Source organism: Pseudomonas sp. Mb7 (assembly GCF_054790525.1).
The window spans coordinates 4894902-4915455 of sequence record NZ_CP186501.1; the positions used below are offsets into that span (position 1 = coordinate 4894902).

The 20554-nt window shown below is 60.6% G+C and carries 17 protein-coding genes; 13 read left to right on the forward strand and 4 right to left on the reverse strand.

The window, feature by feature from the left end:
• The first annotated feature begins 97 nt into the window (after nucleotides 1-97).
• The 3 genes from ACOYXH_RS22075 to trxA all read left to right on the forward strand — a co-directional run bounded on the left by ACOYXH_RS22075 (nucleotide 98) and on the right by trxA (nucleotide 2247).
• Entirely contained in the window at nucleotides 98-562 is a 465-nt protein-coding gene (locus tag ACOYXH_RS22075) for a YbaY family lipoprotein (protein WP_095048847.1), read from the forward strand.
• Nucleotides 559-1212: a class I SAM-dependent methyltransferase gene (locus tag ACOYXH_RS22080; RefSeq protein ID WP_460066167.1), complete on the forward strand. Its 654-nt coding sequence runs from the start codon at nucleotides 559-561 to the stop codon at nucleotides 1210-1212. The genes ACOYXH_RS22075 and ACOYXH_RS22080 overlap by 4 nt, the downstream gene beginning before the upstream one ends.
• Before the next feature lie 162 nt (nucleotides 1213-1374).
• Nucleotides 1375-2247, forward strand: coding sequence for a thioredoxin (gene trxA, locus ACOYXH_RS22085; RefSeq protein ID WP_460066169.1), 873 nt, complete (start codon nucleotides 1375-1377; stop codon nucleotides 2245-2247).
• A 112-nt stretch (nucleotides 2248-2359) separates the two neighbouring features.
• Here the strand turns inward: trxA and ACOYXH_RS22090 are convergent, their stop codons facing one another.
• Complete coding sequence (locus tag ACOYXH_RS22090) at nucleotides 2360-2719, reverse strand: hypothetical protein (RefSeq protein WP_095048817.1); 360 nt, start codon at nucleotides 2717-2719, stop codon at nucleotides 2360-2362.
• Between the two features lie 135 nt (nucleotides 2720-2854).
• Here ACOYXH_RS22090 and ACOYXH_RS22095 point away from each other — a divergent pair, with 135 nt between their 5' ends.
• From ACOYXH_RS22095 to ACOYXH_RS22115, 5 genes are all read left to right on the forward strand, one after another.
• The gene (locus ACOYXH_RS22095; protein ID WP_095125517.1) at nucleotides 2855-3454 is read left to right on the forward strand and encodes a DUF2796 domain-containing protein; all 600 of its coding nucleotides are present in this window, start codon (nucleotides 2855-2857) and stop codon (nucleotides 3452-3454) included.
• Between the two features lie 136 nt (nucleotides 3455-3590).
• Nucleotides 3591-4301: an ABC transporter ATP-binding protein gene (locus ACOYXH_RS22100; RefSeq protein WP_095048819.1), complete on the forward strand. Its 711-nt coding sequence runs from the start codon at nucleotides 3591-3593 to the stop codon at nucleotides 4299-4301.
• A gap of 1 nt (nucleotide 4302) precedes the next feature.
• Nucleotides 4303-5568 carry an ABC transporter permease gene (locus tag ACOYXH_RS22105; protein WP_095125519.1) on the forward strand — a complete coding sequence of 422 codons (1266 nt, stop codon included), beginning with the start codon at nucleotides 4303-4305 and terminating at the stop codon, nucleotides 5566-5568.
• 11 nt (nucleotides 5569-5579) lie between these two features.
• Entirely contained in the window at nucleotides 5580-6098 is a 519-nt protein-coding gene (locus tag ACOYXH_RS22110) for a DUF3299 domain-containing protein (RefSeq protein ID WP_095125531.1), read from the forward strand.
• Nucleotides 6099-6347: 249 nt separating this feature from the next.
• A complete protein-coding gene (locus tag ACOYXH_RS22115) occupies nucleotides 6348-7046 on the forward strand; it encodes an OmpW/AlkL family protein (RefSeq protein ID WP_007910962.1) in 699 nt (232 codons plus the stop codon).
• A 379-nt stretch (nucleotides 7047-7425) separates the two neighbouring features.
• Here ACOYXH_RS22115 and ACOYXH_RS22120 read toward each other — a convergent pair whose 3' ends face one another.
• Together ACOYXH_RS22120 and ACOYXH_RS22125 are read right to left on the reverse strand one after the other, a co-directional pair.
• Nucleotides 7426-8358 (reverse strand): NAD-dependent epimerase/dehydratase family protein, encoded by a 933-nt coding sequence (locus tag ACOYXH_RS22120; RefSeq protein ID WP_095048821.1) that lies wholly within the window; start codon nucleotides 8356-8358, stop codon nucleotides 7426-7428.
• On the reverse strand, nucleotides 8351-9235 hold the full coding sequence (locus ACOYXH_RS22125) for a sugar nucleotide-binding protein (protein WP_095048822.1): 885 nt from the start codon (nucleotides 9233-9235) through the stop codon (nucleotides 8351-8353). The genes ACOYXH_RS22120 and ACOYXH_RS22125 overlap by 8 nt, the downstream gene beginning before the upstream one ends.
• A gap of 278 nt (nucleotides 9236-9513) precedes the next feature.
• Between ACOYXH_RS22125 and ACOYXH_RS22130 the strand changes: the two genes are divergently transcribed.
• Nucleotides 9514-13800, forward strand: coding sequence for a DEAD/DEAH box helicase (locus ACOYXH_RS22130; protein ID WP_460409948.1), 4287 nt, complete (start codon nucleotides 9514-9516; stop codon nucleotides 13798-13800).
• Between the two features lie 115 nt (nucleotides 13801-13915).
• On the opposite strand, the gene ACOYXH_RS22135 is transcribed toward ACOYXH_RS22130, so the two are convergent.
• The gene (locus tag ACOYXH_RS22135) at nucleotides 13916-16009 is read right to left on the reverse strand and encodes a mechanosensitive ion channel family protein (protein ID WP_460409949.1); all 2094 of its coding nucleotides are present in this window, start codon (nucleotides 16007-16009) and stop codon (nucleotides 13916-13918) included.
• A 455-nt stretch (nucleotides 16010-16464) separates the two neighbouring features.
• Here ACOYXH_RS22135 and ACOYXH_RS22140 point away from each other — a divergent pair, with 455 nt between their 5' ends.
• Genes ACOYXH_RS22140 through ACOYXH_RS22155 form a run of 4 tightly spaced genes read left to right on the forward strand, consistent with a single transcriptional unit; the run spans nucleotide 16465 to nucleotide 20439 of the window.
• Nucleotides 16465-17391 (forward strand): DUF72 domain-containing protein, encoded by a 927-nt coding sequence (locus ACOYXH_RS22140; protein WP_095125523.1) that lies wholly within the window; start codon nucleotides 16465-16467, stop codon nucleotides 17389-17391.
• Nucleotides 17388-18185 (forward strand): endonuclease/exonuclease/phosphatase family protein, encoded by a 798-nt coding sequence (locus ACOYXH_RS22145; RefSeq protein ID WP_460409950.1) that lies wholly within the window; start codon nucleotides 17388-17390, stop codon nucleotides 18183-18185. The genes ACOYXH_RS22140 and ACOYXH_RS22145 overlap by 4 nt, the downstream gene beginning before the upstream one ends.
• On the forward strand, nucleotides 18182-19456 hold the full coding sequence (gene clsB, locus ACOYXH_RS22150) for a cardiolipin synthase ClsB (RefSeq protein ID WP_220557067.1): 1275 nt from the start codon (nucleotides 18182-18184) through the stop codon (nucleotides 19454-19456). The genes ACOYXH_RS22145 and clsB overlap by 4 nt, the downstream gene beginning before the upstream one ends.
• On the forward strand, nucleotides 19453-20439 hold the full coding sequence (locus tag ACOYXH_RS22155) for a lysylphosphatidylglycerol synthase domain-containing protein (RefSeq protein ID WP_095048828.1): 987 nt from the start codon (nucleotides 19453-19455) through the stop codon (nucleotides 20437-20439). Before clsB ends, ACOYXH_RS22155 begins: the two co-directional genes overlap by 4 nt.
• The last annotated feature ends 115 nt before the right edge of the window (nucleotides 20440-20554 follow it).

Consider the following 20554-nt stretch of genomic DNA (forward strand, 5'->3'; position numbering starts at 1 on the left):
GGTAGCGCATCCCGGTGGCAAGACAAGCCATAGGCTTTGCGGTATACAGAACGACATGATCGTTTGATCCATGGATTTCATTTTGCTGGAGCATCCAATGCCGTTACGTCCGCTCGTTTTGCTCAGTCTTTTCAGCCTGCTGGTGGCCTGTGGCAGCGATGCACCCAAGCCCCAGCCGCCAACACCGGGACCTGCCCCGCAGCAAGCGCAGAAAAAAGCCAAAGAGGCTGCCGAACTTGGCCCGCTGCCGGCTTATCAACGGGAATTGAGCGGCACCCTGCAAGGCGTGCCGGCCGGCGCCGAAGTCGAACTGGCGCTGCTGGTGATCGACGAAAAGGATCGCCCGCAACAATTGCTCGCCAGTTCCAGCCTGATCGGCAACAACCAGATCCTGCCGTTCCGCCTGCGCTTCAACCCGGACGCGTTCCCGGCCGGTGCGCGGGTTGAGTTGCGTGGCCGCGCCAGCCAGTCCGGTCAGTTGATTCTGCATCTGCCGTCGCAAACCATCAGCCAGCCGACCTCCCAGGCGCTGGGCCAACTGCAATTTGTCAAAGCACCATGAATGCACCGCTCGACCTGCAACAGGCGTTAGGTGAATTGCTCGGCGACGCCAGACTCAAGGTCTGTGCGTTGCCGGACACTGATTTACAGCTATGGCTGATCGATGGCGACAACATGGATCGCCAATTCAGCCAGGAAGAAATTCAGCGAATTTTGCATGAGCCACCGTATTGGGGTTTCTGCTGGGCCAGCGGTCTGGCGGTGGCGCGTTATCTGGCGGAATTTCCCGAGTGGGTGCGCGGCAAGCGTGTGCTGGATTTCGGCGCTGGCTCCGGGATTGCCGGGATTGCGGCGGTGAAGGCCGGCGCGTTGGAAGTCCTGGCGTGCGATCTGGATCCGCTGGCGATTTCCGCGTGTCGGGCGAATGCCACGCTGAATGGCGTAGGGATGAATTACTCGACGGATTTCTTTGCCGAGGCGGATCGGTTTGATCTGATTCTGGTGGCGGATGTGTTGTATGACCGGGCCAATCTGCCGTTGCTCGATGCATTTTTAAGTCGTGGCCGTGAGGCGCTGGTGGCGGATTCGCGGGTCAGAGATTTTCGCCATCCGCTGTATGAGCGCATTGAAATGCTTGAGGCGATGACCTTGCCCGATCTGGCGGAGCCGGAAGAATTCAGACATGTCAGCCTCTACCATGCGCGGCGCTGATTAAAAGCTTCGCGAGCAGGCTCGCTCCCACATTTGGAATGCGTTTCCCTGTGGGAGCGAGCCTGCTCGCGAAGGCGTCCTGCCAGACAACACATCTCTACCTTCCGGCCACCCCCCGCCAAGCCGTATAGTTGCCCCATTCACGCTTCTACGAGATCCCCCATGAGTCAGCAAACGCCATACATCTTCGACGCCACGACGGCCGATTTCGACCAGTCGGTGATCGAGGCTTCCTTCAACAAACCTGTGCTGGTGGATTTCTGGGCCGAATGGTGTGCGCCATGCAAGGCGCTGATGCCGATGCTGCAAGGCATTGCCGAGAGCTATCAGGGTGAATTGCTGCTGGCCAAGGTCAACTGCGACATCGAGCAGGACATCGTCGCCCGCTTCGGCATTCGCAGCCTGCCGACCGTGGTGCTGTTCAAGGACGGCCAACCGGTCGACGGTTTTGCCGGTGCACAACCGGAATCCGCCGTGCGCGCCCTGCTTGAGCCGCATGTGCAGATGCCGCCACCGGCCGAAGCCGATCCGTTCGAGCAGGCTCAAGCGTTGTTCGATGACGGCCGTTACGCCGATGCCGAAGCGGCGCTGGTGGTGATGCTCACTGAGGACAACACAAACGCCAAGGCACTGATCCTCTACGCGCGTTGCCTGACTGAGCGCGGCGAACTGGATGAAGCGCAAACCGTGCTGGATGCGGTCAAGAGTGATGAGCACAAGGCTGCACTGGCCGGAGCCAAGGCACAGATCAAATTCCTCGGTCTGGCGCGTGACTTGCCGGATGCCGCCGACCTGAAAGCGCGTTTGGCGAAAGATCCGCAGGACGATGAAGCGGTGTATCAACTGGCGATTCAGCAACTCGCTCGCCAGCAGTATGAAGCGGCGCTGGATGCACTACTGAAGCTGTTCATCCGCAACCGCAGCTACAGCGAAGGCCTGCCGCACAAGACCTTGCTGCAGGTGTTCGAACTGCTGGGCAATGATCACCCGCTGGTAACGGTGTACCGCCGCAAAATGTTTGCTGCGCTTTATTAATATCAAAAGATCGCAGCCTGCGGCAGCTCCTACACGGGATCGTGTTCACCGCGCATTTTGCGGATGAACGCTGGACCTGTAGAAGCTGCCGCAGGCTGCGATCTTTTGCGGTTCACTCGATCCAGCTGTAGAGCGGCGTATCCCCGCCGCTCACCACTTTCACGTCCGCACTGTGGCGCAGGCGCACCAGCAAGCGTTTGCCCAACGCCGCGCTGCCGGTCAGCCCTTCCAGTTGATCAAGCAGATCCGGCCCGCTGAGCTGCCCGGCCTTGCGCAACAGATCCTTGGCCAGTTGCCACAAGGCATCGTCCTGATTCAGCGGTTTCGCCGCCGGGGCGGACGCGACCGCCTCAGATTGAGCTACCGGCGCCTGCCCATTCAATGCCGAACCGAGCTTCGCCCAGTCGCCGTCATCCAGTTCCACCGTCAAGTCCACCGGCACATCGCCGACGGTTCCGCGTATCCGCAACATTGAGTTCGCTCCCGCACTTTTCTGACGTGCATGCTCCCACGGGACTTGTGCAACGCCAAGCGCACGGGCAAACTCTGCGCACTTTCGTTATAAGATTACATAACAAACTCTTCACTTTACTTCCCGGAGACCGCCATGCGTCGTCTGCTGCTCGCTTTGCCGTTTGCCCTGTTGCCGCTGGCCATCGCCCATGCTGCCGATGAGCATGACCACGATCACGACCATGAACACGGCAGCCTCGGCGCGCATGAACATGGCGTTGGTCGCCTGAATGCTGCACTCGATGGCCAGACCCTGGAGCTTGAGCTGGAAAGCCCGGCGATGAACCTCGTTGGTTTCGAACACGTTGCGACCACGGACGCCGACAAGGCCAAAGTCGCTGCAGCCCGTGCGCAACTGGAAAAGCCGCTGACCCTGTTCAGCCTGCCCACTGCTGCCGGTTGCAAAGTGGTCAGTCAGGAACTGGAAAGCCCGTTGTTCGGCGACAAGCCGGATGCCGATGACCATGACGACGATGAAGCGGACAAGGATGGTCACGAGCATCACCACGACCACAGCGAAATCCACGCGCATTACCAATTCAACTGCGCCACACCGGGTGCGTTGAAGACGCTGGATCTGGCTAATGTCTTCAATACCTTCCCGGCGACGCAGAAAATTCAGGTACAACTGATCAGCGCCAGCGGCCAGCAAGGTACCGAAGTGACGGCCAAGGCTGCCTCGCTGAAATTCTGATAACACCGAAAATCCCCTGTAGGAGCTGTCGAGTGAAACGAGGCTGCGATCTTTTGATTGTAAAAAACCAAGATCAAAAGATCGCAGCCTCCGGCAGCTCCTACAGGGGTCCGTGTACAACCATGAAACTGGTGCCATGACCCAAGCACTCATCGAACTGTCCGACCTGGGCTTCAACTGGCCCGGTCATCCGCCGCTGCTGGACATTCCGGCGTTTCGTCTGGAAGCCGGCGAAACCCTGTTCCTCAAAGGCCCCAGCGGCAGCGGCAAGACCACCCTGCTCGGCCTGCTCGGTGGCGTGCAGAAGCCCGGTCGCGGCAGCATTCGCCTGCTCGGCCACGAACTCACCGAACTCTCCGCCGGCGCTCGCGATACCTTCCGTGTCGACCACACCGGCTACATCTTCCAGCAATTCAACCTGCTGCCGTTTCTCTCGGTACGCGAAAACGTCGAGCTGCCGTGTCACTTTTCCAAGCTGCGCGCGCAACGGGCGAAACAGCGCCACGGCAGCGTCGATCAAGCCGCCGCCACCCTGCTCGCCCACCTCGGTTTAAAGGATGAAAGCATCCTCAGCCGTCGCGCCGATTCGCTGTCGATCGGCCAACAGCAGCGGGTCGCTGCCGCGCGTGCCTTGATCGGTCAGCCTGAGCTGGTGATCGCCGACGAACCGACCTCGGCGCTGGATTACGACGCCCGGGAAAACTTCATCCGCCTGCTGTTCGCCGAATGCCGCGAGGCCGGATCGAGTCTGCTGTTCGTCAGCCACGACCAGAGCCTGGCGCCGCTGTTCGACCGTCACCTGTCCCTGGCCGAACTCAATCGCGCCGCCACGTCTGCCGAGGTCTGAGATGTATCTGTTTCGTCTGGCCATGGCCAGCCTGGCCAACCGCCGCTTCACCGCTTTGCTCACGGCTTTTGCCATCGCCCTCTCGGTGTGTCTGTTGCTCGCCGTTGAGCGGGTGCGCACCGAGGCCAAAGCCAGTTTCGCCAGTACTATCAGCGGCACCGACCTCATCGTTGGCGCCCGTTCCGGCTCGGTGAACCTGTTGCTGTACTCGGTGTTCCGCATCGGCAACGCCACCAACAACATCCGCTGGGACAGCTTCGAACACTTCGCCAGCAACCCGAAAGTGAAGTGGGCGATCCCGATGTCCCTCGGCGACTCCCATCGTGGCTACCGAGTGATGGGCACTACCGAAGCCTACTTCGAGCATTACCAGTACGGTCGCCAGCAGCATCTGCAACTGGCGGACGGTCGTGCGTTTGCCAGCGATCCTTTTGAAGTGGTGCTCGGTGCGGAAGTGGCCGATGCGCTGCATTACAAGCTCGGTGACAAACTGGTGCTGGCCCACGGCGTGGCCGCGATCAGTCTGGTCAAGCACGACGACAAACCGTTCACCGTGGTCGGCATTCTCAAGCGCACCGGCACCCCGGTCGATCGCACGCTGCACATCAGCCTCGGCGGCATGGAGGCGATTCATATCGACTGGCACAACGGCGTGCCGGCGCGAGGTAATGGCCGAATAACCGCCGATCAGGCACGCAACATGGACCTGACGCCGCAAGCGATCACCGCATTCATGCTCGGCCTCAACAGCAAGATTTCCACCTTCGCCCTGCAACGCGAGATCAACGAATTCCGTGGCGAACCGATGCTGGCGATTCTGCCGGGTGTAGCCTTGCAGGAGTTGTGGAGCCTGATGAGCACCGCTGAAAAAGCGCTGTTCGTGGTCTCGTTGTTTGTGGTGTTGACCGGGTTGATCGGCATGCTCACGGCGATTCTCACCAGCCTCAACGAACGACGCCGCGAGATGGCGATCCTTCGTTCGGTCGGTGCGCGCCCTTGGCATATCGCGAGTCTGCTGGTGCTCGAGGCGTTTGCACTGGCGCTGACCGGGGTGATTGCCGGCGTGGCATTGTTGTACATCGGCATCGCCGCCGCCCAGGGTTACGTGCAGGCCAATTACGGTCTGTACCTGCCGCTGGCGTGGCCGAGCGAGTATGAATGGACGCTGCTCGGTGGCATTCTGGCAGCCGCGCTGCTGATGGGCAGCGTGCCGGCCTGGCGCGCTTATCGCCAATCCTTGGCCGATGGCCTGTCGATCCGTTTATGAGGATGTTCACCATGCCCCGCGCTGTACTCGCGCTGCTGTTGCTGATCGCCCTGCCCGTGTGGGCAGCGGCGCCGAAAGACCTGACGTGGTCGGAAATGATTCCGCCGGACGCCGCGCCGGAAGTGCCGAACATGACCCCGCTGCACGACATGTCGAAGATGAGTGATGCGCTGTCCGCCGAGTCCGCGCCAGCGGCCAAGCAGGACCTGCCGAACGCGCCGGTGGTGAAGTCCCTCGACGGTCAGAACATTCGTTTGCCGGGTTATATCGTGCCGCTGGAAGTCAATGAAGAAGGACGCACCACGGACTTTTTGCTGGTGCCGTATTTCGGCGCCTGCATCCACGTGCCGCCCCCGCCGTCGAACCAGATTGTGCATGTGAAAAGCGAGTTGGGCGTGAAGCTTGATGAGCTGTATCAGCCGTATTGGGTGGAGGGACCGTTGCAGGTCAAGGCGTCGAGCAGCGAACTGGCGGATGCCGGGTATCAGATGGATGCCGACAAGATTTATGTGTATGAACTGCCGGAGTGAATCCCGGTAGTTTTGTGCTGTTTGCAAGGGCCCCATCGCTGGCAAGCCAGCTCCCACAGTGATTGAGTCGCTCACAAATTTTGTGATCAACAACAAAACCTGTGGGAGCTGGCTTGCCAGCGATGGGGCCCTCAAAGGTTCCACAGAAACCCGCCCCTTCACTGTTTCATTGAGCTGAGTCAAAAGACCGTATCAGTTGGCTTCGTACCATAGGACATCGAACATTTTTAACGTCCTTTCGGAGCCCCCATGAACAAGTCCTTGCTCAGCGCTTCGCTGTTTGCCCTCGCGCTCGCAGCCCCGCTCGCCCACGCCCACGAAGCCGGTGACATCCTCATCCGCGCCGGTGCGATCACCGTCAACCCGAAAGCCGACAGCTCCAGCGTCAAGGTCGATCAGGGTCCGTTGAGCGGCACCAATCTGGGCGGCAAAGCGACCATGAGCAGCGACACTCAATTGGGTCTGAACTTCGCTTACATGCTTACCGATCACGTCGGCCTCGAGTTGCTCGCGGCCACGCCGTTCGAGCATGACGTCAAACTCAAGGGTACTGCCCTGCCAGCGGCCAACGGCAAGCTCGGCACCCTGAAACACCTGCCGCCGACCCTCAGCGTCGTCTACTACCCGCTGGATTCGAAGTCGCCGTTCCAGCCGTATGTCGGTGGCGGTATCAACTACACCTGGATCTATGACGAACACGTCGGCAGCGAAGCCAGTGCTAACGGTTTCAGCAACTTCAAGGCGAAAAACTCCTGGGGTCTGGCCTGGCAGGTCGGTGCCGACTACATGCTGACCGACAACATCATGCTCAACGCCCAAGTGCGTTACATCGACATCGACACCCGCGCCACCGTCGAAAACAACGCCGTTGCGCCGGGCACTCGCGCACGGGTGAATGTGGATGTGGATCCGTTCATCTACATGGTCGGTTTGGGCTATAAGTTCTAAGTCGATTGACCGAACGTTCACGTGGTGGTGAATGAGGCTTGGTGGTGAGCAGGCATAGAACTGACGGCGACCGTACGCAGTTGATCGGGGGATAACATCCCCTTGCCACAGGAGTAGCGACATATTCCGGCCGTGAAAAAGGCGCCTGTCAAAGGGCGCCTTTTTCATGTCTGCCTGGCATGCGTGGTGAGTTTGAGTCTCCCCCCTCACCCCAGCCCTCTCCCTCAGGGAGAGGGGGAAAGGGAGCCGATTTGGGTGCTTTTCAAATCCAAGTTCGACTCGGTATTTCACGTCGGCGCATTTCTCACAAACGCTACGGTCAGTCCCCTCTCCCTCTGGGAGAGGGTTAGGCGGGCGGCGTTCCGATGAGGGGCTCTTTTCAGGCTCGTCCCAACAACCGCGCCAACCCCACGCTCATCGGCGTCTGCTGCGGCAGCTTGAAGCGTTCCAGCAGACGAGCGTTATTCGCCCGGGAATGACGGATATCACCGGAACGCGCCGGGCCATAGCTGATCGGCGGCAGCTCACCGACCACCGCTTGCAGGGCTTCAAGCATTTGCTTGAGGCTCATCGCCTGATTCCATCCAACATTCACCGCACCGACTTCCACCTCAGGTTTTTCGATGCCCTGTACCAGCAAATCAACCAGATCTTCGACATAGAGGAAATCACGCGTCTGCTCACCATCGCCGAACACGGTAATCGGCAAGCCTTTCTGTGCGCGCTCACTGAAGATGCTGATCACCCCGGAGTACGGCGAGGACGGATCCTGACGTGGGCCGAAGATATTGAAGAAGCGGAAAATCACCGGCTCCAGGCCATGCTGGCGGCGATAGAAATCGAAATAATGTTCGCCCGCCAGCTTGTCCGAAGCGTAAGGCGTCAATGGGGCTTTGGGCGTCTCTTCATCAATCGACTCGCCCTCGCCATTGTTGCCGTACACCGCCGCGCTGGAGGCGTACAACACGCGCTTGACCCCGGCCAGACGCATGGCTTCGCAGACATTCAGCGTGCCGATGAAGTTGCTCTGGTGAGTTTTCACCGGATCGTCCACCGAGGCCTGCACCGACGCCACGGCCGCCAGGTGAGCGACTGCGCTGCAGCCTTGCATGGCTCTGGCCACCAGCGTCGCATCGGCGACATCGCCGACAATCAGCTCAACCTGCGGATTATCCAGCGGCAGGTTGCTGCGCTTGCCGGTCGACAGATCGTCGAGAATGCGCACCGAATGCCCCTTGGCAAGCAAGGCGTCGGTCAGGTGCGAGCCAATGAAGCCGGCTCCGCCGGTGATTAAAACAGTCCCTTCAGCCATGACGGTAGAACCTATCCAGTAAGCCCGGGAGTGCGGCGCGCCAGGCACGCGGTTTAATCCCGAAAGTGTGCAGAATTTTCTTGCAGGCCAGCACCGCGTGTTGCGGCTCTTCGGCAGCGTCCGGTCGCGCGGCGTGAGCCTGGGCGGTTGGTGCTTCGATCGCTAGGGCGTGCAGGCTGCGCGCTTCGGTCAGAATCGCCTGACCCAGCGCCAGCGGTGTGGTCGCTTCGTGGCCGGCGTAGTGGTAAGTGCCCCACAGTGGCGCGGCGCAATCGAGTTGCTTGAGCACGGAAATAATCACCCGTGCGGCGTCATCGACCGGCGTCGGGTTACCCCGGCGATCATCGGCCAGGAGCAATTCTTCTGGCTGCTCGGCACGAGCGAGGAAGCGCCCGAGGGTGCCCTCCGGGCTGTCGTCGAGCAACCAGCCAAATCGTAGCAAAACGTGTTGCGGGCAAGTGGCGCGCACACTTTGTTCAATTCGCCACAACGCCTGACCGCGCAGGCCCAATGGTACCGGTTCGTCTTTTTCGCTGTACGCCGTGGCCCGCGAACCATCGAACACCCGATAACTGGAGGGCTGCACGAGGACGATGTTGTGGTGCTGGCACAGTTCGGCCAGACGCTCGATCGCACGTTCCTGCCCGGCCATGCGGCTTTCGCTGACGGTTTCGGCCTGGAACCAGTCGAAATAGTAGGCGAGGTTGATCAATGCATCGGGACGGGTGTCGTCGAGCAATTGGGTCAGGCTCGCGGCATCCCAGCCGTTTTCGGGCGGGCGGGGGGCGAGGAAACCGATGTCTTCCTCTGCACCGAGGCGAATCAGCGCCTGCCCAAGGGCATTTCCGCCGCCCAGTAACATAAGGCGCATTCGCATAGAGTCAGCAGGCCCAGTCTGATTGGAACGATGGCTTTAGCGACGGTCCTTGTGAAACCGTCGTCGATAATTGCCGGAATCGTTGCATTTTGCGGGTTTAGTGCGCAACCGTCATCCGTAAAGTGTACATCCCGGATATTTGTAGCGCTTCGACTGGCGCCATCGCGAGCAGGCTCACTCCTACAATTGAAATGCATTCCCCTGTAGGAGTGAGCCTGCTCGCGATGAGGCCCGAACGGTACTTGCATCTTCACACCCGCGCCCGCATAACTTAAGCCATGAATCTGCCCATCCCCACGGACGCGGCCCTGGCAGGCTTTCACCCCGCCGTCAGTGCCTGGTTCAGCAACACATTCGCGACGGTCACCGCCGCCCAGGCCCGCGCATGGCCGTTGATCCGCCAGCGTCGTTCGACGCTGATCGCCGCGCCCACCGGCTCCGGCAAAACCCTCACTGCGTTTCTGGCCGTGCTCGACGACCTCGTCCACCGAGGCCTGGAAGATCCCGACGGCCTGCCCGACGAAACCCTGGTGGTCTACGTCTCGCCACTGAAGGCGCTTTCCAACGACATTCGCATCAACCTGCAAAACCCATTGGCGGGGATCACCGAACACCTGCGGCAGATGAATCTGCCTGGGCTGGCAATCACCACCGCCGTGCGCACTGGCGACACCCCGCAAAAAGAACGCGCGGCCATGCGCAAGACCGCGCCGCACATTCTGGTGACCACCCCGGAATCGCTCTACGTGCTGCTCGGTTCGGAGTCGGGACGAAAAATGCTCGGCACCACGCGCACGGTGATCATCGATGAAATCCACGCGATGGCCGCCGGCAAACGCGGCAGTCATCTGGCCCTGAGCCTTGAGCGACTGCAGGCGTTATGCAGCGAACCGCTGACCCGCGTAGGCCTGTCCGCCACGCAGAAACCGGTGGAAGCCGTGGCGCAATTTCTCGTCGGCCACGACCGTCCCTGCGAAATTATTGACATTGGCCACGCCCGGCCACGGGATCTGGGTATTGAGGTGCCGCCAGTGCCCTTGTCGGCCGTCATGGCCAATGATGTCTGGGAACGGGTCTACGACCGGCTCGCAGAACTTGCGCGCGCGCACCGCACCACGCTGATTTTCGTCAACACCCGGCGCCTGGCCGAACGCCTGAGCCGGCACCTCAGCGAACGCCTGGGCAAACACGCCGTAGCCGCGCATCACGGCAGTCTGGCCAAGGAGTTTCGCCTGGACGCCGAACAACGACTCAAGCGCGGCGAACTGCAGGTATTGATCGCTACCGCCTCGCTGGAACTGGGCATCGATATCGGCGAAGTCGATCTGGTCTGCCAGATTGCCTCACCGCGCTCTATCGCCGGTTTTCTGCAACGTGTTGGCCGCTCCGGGCACCAGGTGGGCGGCACACCCAAGGGTCGATTGTTCGCCACCACCCGCGACGACTTGATCGAATGCACCGCCCTGCTCGACTGCGTGCGCCGAGGCGAACTCGACAACCTGCACATCCCGGTCGCGCCGCTGGATGTTTTAGCGCAGCAGATCATCGCCGAAGTCAGTTGTCAGGAATGGCCGGAGGACGCCTTGCTGGCGATGTTCCGCCGCGCCTCGCCCTACCGCGATCTCGACGAAAGACACTATCAGGCCCTGCTGAGCATGCTCGCCGAAGGCTACAACGGTCGCCAGGGCATCCGCAGCGCCTACCTGCACCGCGACGCCGTCAGCCGCACCTTGCGTGGCCGTCGCGGTTCACAACTGACCGCCGTGACCAGCGGCGGCACCATTCCCGATAACGCCGACTACAGCGTCATGCTCGAGCCGCAAGGCCTGAACATCGGCAGCGTCAACGAAGACTTCGCAGTGGAAAGTATTGCCGGCGACGTGTTCCAGCTCGGCAACACCTCCTATCGCATCCTGCGCGTGGAAACCGGCAAGGTCCGCGTTGAGGATGCCCACGGCCAGCCGCCGACCATTCCGTTCTGGCTCGGCGAAGCGCCGGGGCGCAGCGATGAATTGTCATCGGCTGTCGCACGTCTGCAAGCACAGCTCGATGAACTGCTCAGCGACAGCCCCGGCAATCTGCAACCGGCACTCGACTGGCTGACTCAGACCCTCGGCCTCAACCTCGCCAGCGCCGAGCAACTGGTCGAATACCTGGCCCGCGCCCGCCAAACCCTCGGCGCCCTGCCCTCGCAAGACACGCTGCTGATGGAGCGTTTTTTCGACGAGTCCGGCGGCACGCAATTGATCATCCACTCACCGTTCGGCAGTCGCATCAACCGCGCCTGGGGCCTGGCCCTGCGCAAGCGCTTCTGCCGCACCTTCAACTTCGAATTGCAGGCCGCCGCCAGCGAAGACGCGATCGTCCTGTCGCTGTCCACCAGCCACAGCTTTGAACTCGATGACGTCTGGCGTTACCTGCACAGCAACAGCGCCGAGCACATCCTTATTCAAGCCGTACTCGATGCGCCGCTGTTCGGCGTGCGCTGGCGCTGGAATGCCGGGGTGGCACTGGCATTGCCGCGTTTTACCGGCGGGCGCAAAGTCGCGCCACAGTTGCAGCGGATGAAAAGCGAAGACCTGATCGCCAGCATATTTCCCGACCAAATCGCCTGTCTGGAAAACCTCGCCGGCGAACGGGAAATTCCCGAGCATCCACTGATCGAGCAAACCCTCGACGATTGCCTGCATGAAGCGATGGACAGCGAAGGCTGGTTGAATTTGCTGCGGCGCATGGAGCGTGGCGACGTGCGCTTGATCAGCCGCGACTTGCCGGCGCCCTCGCCGCTCGCCGCAGAAATTCTCAGTGCGCGGCCGTACACCTTTCTCGACGATGCACCGCTGGAAGAACGTCGCACCCAAGCGGTGATCAACCGGCGCTGGAGCGATCCGCAATCGACCGATGATCTCGGCGCGCTGGATGCGGACGCCATAAACGCTGTGCGCGCAGAAGCCTGGCCGACGCCGAACGCTGTGGATGAAATGCATGAGGCGCTGATGAGCCTGGCGTGCATCAGCGATGAGGAAGTGCAAACGAACGAAGGCTGGCGTGCATGGCTGGAAAATCTGGCCAGCAGTGGTCGCGCCTGCCGTCTACAGATCGATGCCGAGCATGGCTTGTGGCTGGCCCGCGAACGCCTAACGTGTCTGCAAGCGCTTTATCCACAGGCCAAATTGCAAGCCGAACTGGAGGCGTTGCCGGGATTCGATGAGGCGTGGACGTTCGATGAAGCGCTGGTCGAAGTGATCCGCGCGCGCCTCGGTGCCTTCGGACCGCTGCCATTATCCGCGATTGCCGAACCGCTCGCGTTGCAGGCCACTGAAGTCCATCAAGCCCTCGCCCAACTGGAGCGCGAAGGTTACGTGCTGCGCGGCCAATTCACGCCGGGATTGGAAGTAGAAGAATGGTGCGAACGGCATCTGCTCGCGCGCATTCATCGCTACACGGTCAAGCGCCTGCGCCGGGAAATCGAACCGGTAGCTCTGCAGGATTTCATGCGGTTTCTGTTCGACTGGCAGCATCTCTCGCCTTCTACTCGCGGTCAGGGTAGAGCCGTGTTGCCGGCGATTATCGGCCAGTTCGAAGGCTACGCGGCGGCGGCTTCGGCGTGGGACAGCGATATCCTCCCGGCGCGATTAAAAGACTATTCGCCAAGTTGGCTGGATGAGCTGTGCCGCAACGGCAAACTGGTGTGGACGCGCCTCAGTGCCCGGCAAAAAATCAGCGGTACGGCGTTGCGCAGCACGCCTATCGTGCTGCTGCCGCGCAGTCAGGTCGGCCTGTGGAGTGCGCTGGCCGAACAGACGCCGGTGAGCGAACTTTCGCCGAAAACCCAGAAGGTTTTTGAAGCCTTGAGCCAGCACGGCGCGCTATTTTTCGATGAGCTGATTCATGAAGCGCACCTGTTGCGCACCGAGCTGGAAATCGCCTTGCAGGAACTGGTCGGCGCCGGCCTGGTGAACGCCGACAGCTTCGCCGGCCTACGCGCGCTGATCACCCCGGCGAGCAAGCGCCAGCAGCGCAGCAGTCGGCGTGGGCGCGGGGCGTTTATCGGTGGGATGGATGATGCCGGGCGCTGGGCCTTGCTGCGGCGCGGGGCGGCTGTGGATAACAGCGAGACGCTGGAACATGTCGCGATGACGTTGTTGCGCCGCTATGGCGTGGTGTTCTGGCGCTTGCTGGAGCGCGAGGCGGACTGGTTGCCGAGTTGGCGCGAATTGCTGCGCACGTTTCATCGACTGGAAGCGCGCGGCGAGATTCGCGGTGGACGGTTTGTCAGTGGTCTGGCGGGGGAGCAGTTTGCCTTGCCTGAGGCGATTCCGCTGTTGCGCGAAGTACGTCGGCGGCCACATGACGGCAGTCTGGTCGCGGTGTGCGGGGTTGATCCGCTAAATCTCGTCGGGACGTTATTGCCGGGGGTGAAAGTGCCGGCGTTGGTGAGTAATCGGTTGGTGTATCGCGATGGATTGCCGGCGGCGGCGGAGATTGCGGGTAAGCAGCAGTTCTGGCTGGAGCTGGATCAGATCGGCATGGAGCAGGTGCGCGGCAAGCTGATCCGGCATTGAGGTTGGCGGGTCTGGCGCCATCGCGAGCAGGCTCACTCCTACATTTGGAATGCGTTCCCCTGTAGGAGTGAGCCTGCTCGCGATAGCGCCGGCATTCCCACCCAAAATCCACTCGTTAAGTCCGCGATTCCTGCGGCACCTCGCTCACCACGACCTCACCCTCCTGCTGCCGCTTGGGCAATAAAACCTGCTGTGGATAAGTCTGCGCGAAATGCACCACCGGGCTGTTATCCACAAGCTTCTTCAAGCGCTGATTGAATGCCCGGCTCACCGCATACTGCCCACCGGATACCGTGCGGAACTGCGCCGTCAGCACCACGCCGTTCAAATCCATCTTGTCGACACCAAACACATCCAGCGGCCCTTGCAGGTTGTACTTTAGGAACGGGTCTTCGCGGATCGAGTCACCGGTCTCGCGAATCAGCTCGATGGCTTTATCCACATCCGTGTCGTAAGTGAACTGCACCGAGAAAAACGCAAAGGCAAACTGCCGCGATTGATTGGTCACCGCTTTGATCTGGCCGAACGGCACCGAGTGCACAAAGCCCTTGCCGTCGCGCAGACGTAGAGTGCGGATGGTCAGCCCTTCGACGGTGCCGGCATGCCCGGAATCAAGCACCACCCAATCGCCAATCGACAGTGTGTCTTCGATGATGATGAACAATCCGGTAATCACGTCCTGCACCAGTTGCTGCGAACCGAACCCGATGGCCAGCCCGACCACCCCGGCACCGGCCAGCAGTGGCGCAACGTTGATCCCCAGATTGGCCATAGTGGTGATTGCGCAGATCACCACGAGGATGATTTTGATCGCGTTGCGCAGCAGCGGCAGGATGGTTTTCACCCGCGTGCTCGGCTGGCGCGCCGCGCGTTTGCTGAGCGGCGGTTTCAGCGCTTCCTGAATCGCCGTGTCGAGCACCACCCACAGCAACCACGTCACCAGGAAGATCAGGCCAATGCTGCTCAGCGCGTTACTGATGGCTCGTCCAACCGTGCTGCTCTGGGCAAAATCGAGCAGCGACACACCCCAGATTCGCCCGAGGATATCGATGAATGCGATGGCGATGACAATCCGCAGCAAAGCGTGCAACAGGCTGAGAAAACGCTCCTTGTAGGCGCTGCTGCGCTGGATCGCTTCGGCTTTTCGTGACTTGAACAGATGCTGCAGGATCGTACTGAGGAACACCGTGCCGATCAGCAACACCGTGGTGAACAACGCGCAACGCAGGGCCTTCTGATTGTCCTCGCCGATGCCGATCAGATTCACTGCCGAGACCAGCACCATCAACACGATTGGCCAATACCACAGCCCCGAGAAAATCCGCAGCGACTCCTGCAACGAGGGTTGTTTCAGCCGCTGACTCAGTGAACGATTGCGGATCAGATGCGCCACCGGACGACGCAGGCGAATCACCAGCAAACCAAAAATTATCGAGGCGATCAGCCCGGTGAACACCGCGATACTGCTGGTGATGTTACCGCCCAGTTGTCGGGCGATCTGCGGGCTGGTCAGCGCATCGCTGAGGGCCGCGAGGAAGCCGATCAGGAACAGCGGACGCGGGCAATAATCACGAATGATCCGCGCCGCCGGACGTTTATGGCCGACGTTGAACATCACCACCACGCACAACAACATCGAGGTGGAAAAGATGCCGCTGCTGGTGGCGTAGGCCAGACACAGCGCCAGCGCGCGGCCGACCGAAGCTTGCAGAAAATGGCTGACGTACAGCGTCAGCGGCAGGCAGATCAGCGCCGGCACGGTGTACGGCAGCAAGTAACCAATCAGATCCTGACTGCGCTGGCGGGTGCGCAACCAGCGGCCCTCACGCAGACGCTTGGCCATCAAACTGCCGAGCACGGTCAACAACGCGAAACTGCCAAGCCAAACGCCCGACAGCGTGAGGAAGTCCCCGGCGACGCTCCAGCCCGAGCGGTTCGAGGATTGGTTGACCAGTTTATCGACTTCATCAGCGGCGCGATCGGCGCGCAGGCGCCAGGCGTCGACCAGGTGTTCGTTGAGATCGAGCTTGTCCTGGACGTCGTCGATGCTCGAACTGATTGCACCGAGCAGACCGCCCTGCACAATCGGTTCAGGTTTTTCCGCCTCTTCGGCGGCGGCCGGGATGCCCGGCAACGCGGCGGCGTCGATTTCACTGGCGCCGAGAAACAGCAGTGCTCCCAGCAGAATGGCGATCCTGAACTTGCCCAAAACTCCGATCTCCCGTGGCTGAACCTGTAAGGAACTGATCGGTAATTGCACAGCAAGTTCAAGAGCACCCTCACCCCAGCCCTCTCCCAGAGGGAGAGGGAGCCGACCGAGTTGCCTGCGAAAAGTACATCGACCTGAAAGTCCTGAGTCGAACTCAAATCCTGAAAACCCTGAAGATCAGCTCCCCTCGCCCTCTCCCAGCGTGAGAGGGAGCTGACCGAGTTGCCTGCGAGAAGTACACCGACTTGCAAGTCCGGAGTCGAACTCAAACCCTGAAAACCCTGAAGATCTGCTCCCTTCCCCTCGCCCCCTCTGGGGGAGAGGGTTGGGGTGAGGGGGAGCGCTTTTGATCTTCGCTTTAGACGTGACCGTCCGTAACACCATCGAAACTTTCCCCAGCCGCCCGCAGTCATCAAAAGATACCGGCAACACGAGGACTTTCGACGGAGGGCGGCATGGCAACGATCCACATCGGTATTTCCGGCTGGCGCTACGCACCGTGGCGCGGGGACTTCTACCCCAAGGGACTGGCGCAGAAACGCGAATTGCAGTTCGCTTCGCGGGCGGTCAACAGCATCGAAATCAATGGATCGTTCTACGCCCTGCAACGGCCCGAACGCTATTCGCAGTGGTACGCCGAAACACCGGACGACTTCGTTTTCAGCGTTAAGGCGCCGCGCTTCATCACCCACATCCGCCGCTTGCGCGAGATCGAAAAGCCTCTGGCCAATTTCTTCGCCTCGGGGGTGCTGGAGCTCAAGGAAAAGCTCGGGCCGATCCTTTGGCAGTTCCCGCCGAACTTCAAATTCGAGCCTGAGCGCTTTGAACATTTCCTCGCGCTACTGCCCCACGATACCGAAGCCGCCGCCACCCTCGCCCGGCAACACGACGCTCATCTGCACGGTCACGCGAGCATGAAAGCCTGGCGTAGAAAACCGCTGCGCCACGCTGTGGAAATCCGCAACGACAGCTTCCTTGATCCCGATTTTGTGCGCCTATTGAAGCGCTACAACACCGCACTGGTGATCGCCGACACTGCCGATAAATGGCCATACCGCGAAGACCTCACCAGCGACTTTGTCTACTTGCGCCTGCACGGTGCCGAAGAGCTGTACGCCAGTGGCTACACAGCACCGGCACTCAAACGCTGGGCCGAGCGCATTGACGCTTGGCATCACGGCGAGCAACCAAAGGATGCTCATCTGATCGCACCACGCTTGAAGCCACGCGCACGCAAGTCTCGCGAAGTGTTCTGCTATTTCGACAACGACATCAAAGTCCGCGCGCCGTACGACGCCCGTGATCTGCTGCACCGTTTCGAACTGGATAAAGACCTCGTCACCACCCCCGGCGAACCCGCTGGCGAAGGAGTGTTGGCATGAGTATTCCAGAACCGGTCGGTTTTACAGACGAAGGTTCGGTAGTCGCGCCATCGGTACGCACGTTCACCGTGCTGACGGTCAATACCCACAAGGGTTTCACCGCCCTCAACCGGCGTTTCATCCTGCCGGAGTTGCGCGAAGCGGTGCGCAGCGTCGCCGCCGACGTGGTGTTTCTGCAGGAAGTCCATGGCACCCACGAACAGCACCCCAAGCGCTACAACAATTGGCCGACGATGCCGCAATACGAATTCCTCGCCGACAGCCTCTGGCCGCAGTTCGCCTATGGGCGCAACGCGGTGTACCCGGAAGGCGATCACGGCAACGCGCTGCTGTCGAAATTCCAGATCATTCGCCACGACAACCTCGACGTATCGATCAGCGGCCATGAGAACCGTGGCCTGCTGCATTGCGTCCTGCGCCTGCCCGGTGACGGCACCGAAGTGCATGCGATCTGCGTGCATCTGGGCCTGCGCGAAAGTCATCGCAACGCCCAACTGGATTTACTCATGCAACGCCTGGCGGAGTTGCCCGACGACGCACCGGTGATCGTCGCGGGCGATTTCAACGATTGGCGCCAGCGCGCCGATGCGCAGATCAAACCCTGCGGCCTGCGCGAAGTATTCGCCGAGCACCAGGGCAAACCGGCGCGCAGCTTTCCCGCGCGCCTGCCAGCACTGCGGCTCGACCGCATCTACGTGCGCAACCTTAAAGCGAGCCGACCGAAAGTTTTGTCGAATCGTCCTTGGTCGCACCTTTCCGACCACGTTCCTTTATCGGTAGAGATCGAACTATGAGCAGCGCGCCGCTGGAGAAATCCGCCGTGGAACCGGTCGCCATCACCCCGCCGACCCGCGAGCCCGGCCAGGTCGATGTCGAGTACCACTGGCAGGGCAACAACCGTGTCGAGTTGCTGGAAAACGGCGAAGAATATTTCCCGCGGGTGTTCGCCGCGATGCGCGCGGCAAAGAGTGAAATCCTCCTCGAGACCTTTATCGTTTTCGAAGACAAGGTCGGCGCCGAACTGCAGGAGATTCTGATCGACGCAGCACAGCGTGGCGTTCGCACCACGGTCAGCTTTGACGGTTTCGGCTGTGGCGAATTGACCACTGGTTATCTGACGGCGTTGAGCGAGGCCGGGGTGCACCTGCAGATTTTCGATCCAGCACCGAAGCACCTGGGTATTCGCACCAACTGGTTCCGCCGTTTGCATCGCAAGATCGTCGTGGTCGACGGACTGGTTGCGTTCGTTGGCGGAATCAATTTTTCCGGTGATCACCTGGCCGACTTCGGCCCCGAAGCCAAGCAGGATTATGCGGTGGAAGTTCAGGGCCCGGCGGTCACCGACATCCATCATTTCGCCTTGCTGCAAAGCGGTCGTCCCGGACGTGCACGGTTCTGGTGGCAACGCCGGCGCCAGCGGCGTGCGGAAATGGCCTTCAACGATCTCGATGGCCAAGTGCGTCTGGTGTTCCGTGACAACGATCAACACAACACCGATATCGAGGATGTGTACTTACAGGTACTGCGCCGCGCCAAACGCCGCGTGGTGATTGCCAACGCCTACTTCTTTCCCGGCTATCGTTTGCTGCGCGAGATCCGTAACGCGGCGCGGCGCGGCGTCGAGGTGCGCCTGATTCTGCAGGGGCAACCGGACATGCTGGTGGCCAAACTGGCGGCGCGCATGACCTACGACTACTTGCTCAAGGCCGGCGTGCAGATCCACGAATATTGCCAGCGCCCGCTGCACGGCAAAGTGGCGCTGGTCGACGAGGAATGGAGCACCGTCGGCTCAAGCAATCTGGACCCGCTGAGCCTCTCCCTGAACCTGGAAGCCAACGTGCTGATCCGCGACCGCGCGTTCAATCAGCATCTGTTCGAGCGCCTCGAAGACCTCAGCCAGAACCACTGCAAAGCCATGGACCCGAGCAAGTCCCCGCGTGGTCGAATCTGGCACATGACCGTGGGTTTTCTGGTGTTCCACTTTTTGCGGCATTTTCCGGCGATGGCCGGTTGGCTGCCGGCGCACAAACCACGGCTCAAGCCATTTCGAGGAAACACGCCATGAGCCATTCCGAAGCGCATTCGAGCAGCCATTCGGCACCAGCGACTCACTCGAAATGGAGTCGCTGGAAACGCCCGTTGAGCCTGCTGTTTTTCCTCGCACTGATCGTCTTGCTGACGCTGTTCGCCACGCGCATCGAGTGGGCCGAAGTGCTGCAAACCCTTGCCGACTTCAAGCTGCGCACACTGATCATCGCCGCCAGCCTGACACTGCTGAGTTTTCTCGTGTACGCCAGTTTTGATCTGATCGGCCGTACTTACATTCGTCAGGACCTGACCTGGAAACAGATCCTGCCGGTGGGGATCATCAGCTATGCGTTCAACCTGAACCTGAGCGCCTGGGTCGGCGGCATCGCCATGCGTTATCGGCTGTATTCGCGTCTTGGGGTGAGCAAAAGCAACATCGCCAAGATCCTCGGTTTGAGCCTGGCGACCAATTGGTTCGGCTACATGACCATTGCCGGCGTGGTGTTCAGCAGTGGGCTGGTGACAATGCCGCCGGGCTGGAAAATCAGCAGCAGTGCGCTGCAAGGCATCGGCGTGCTGTTGCTACTGATCAGTGCCGGTTATCTCGCCGCGTGCCAGTTTTCCAAGCGCCGTGAGTGGTCGATTCGCGGCGTGGAAATCAATCTGCCGTCGTTGCGCATGGCGGTCCTGCAACTGCTGCTGGGCGCGTTGAACTGGTCGCTGATGGCAGCAGTGATTTTCACTTTGCTGCCGAGCAAGCTCGATTATCCGTTGGTGCTGGGCGTGCTGTTGATCAGTGCGATTGCCGGGGTCATCACGCATATTCCGGCGGGGCTTGGGGTGTTGGAGGCAGTGTTTGTGGCGCTGCTGCAACACGAGGCTTCACGCGGCAGTCTGGTGGCGGGATTGCTGGCGTATCGGGCGATTTATTTTCTGTTGCCGTTGTTAATTACGGTGGTGATGTATCTGGTGGTTGAGGCCAAGGCCAAGGCGCTTCGGATCGAGAAAAACCCCTCTTGAGTTAGTTTTTGAATTCGAAATCGCTATCGCGAGCAGGCTCACTCCTACAAGTGAACGCATTCCAAAATGTAGGAGTGAGCCTGCTCGCGATAGCGTTAGAAAGAACACTAAAAAA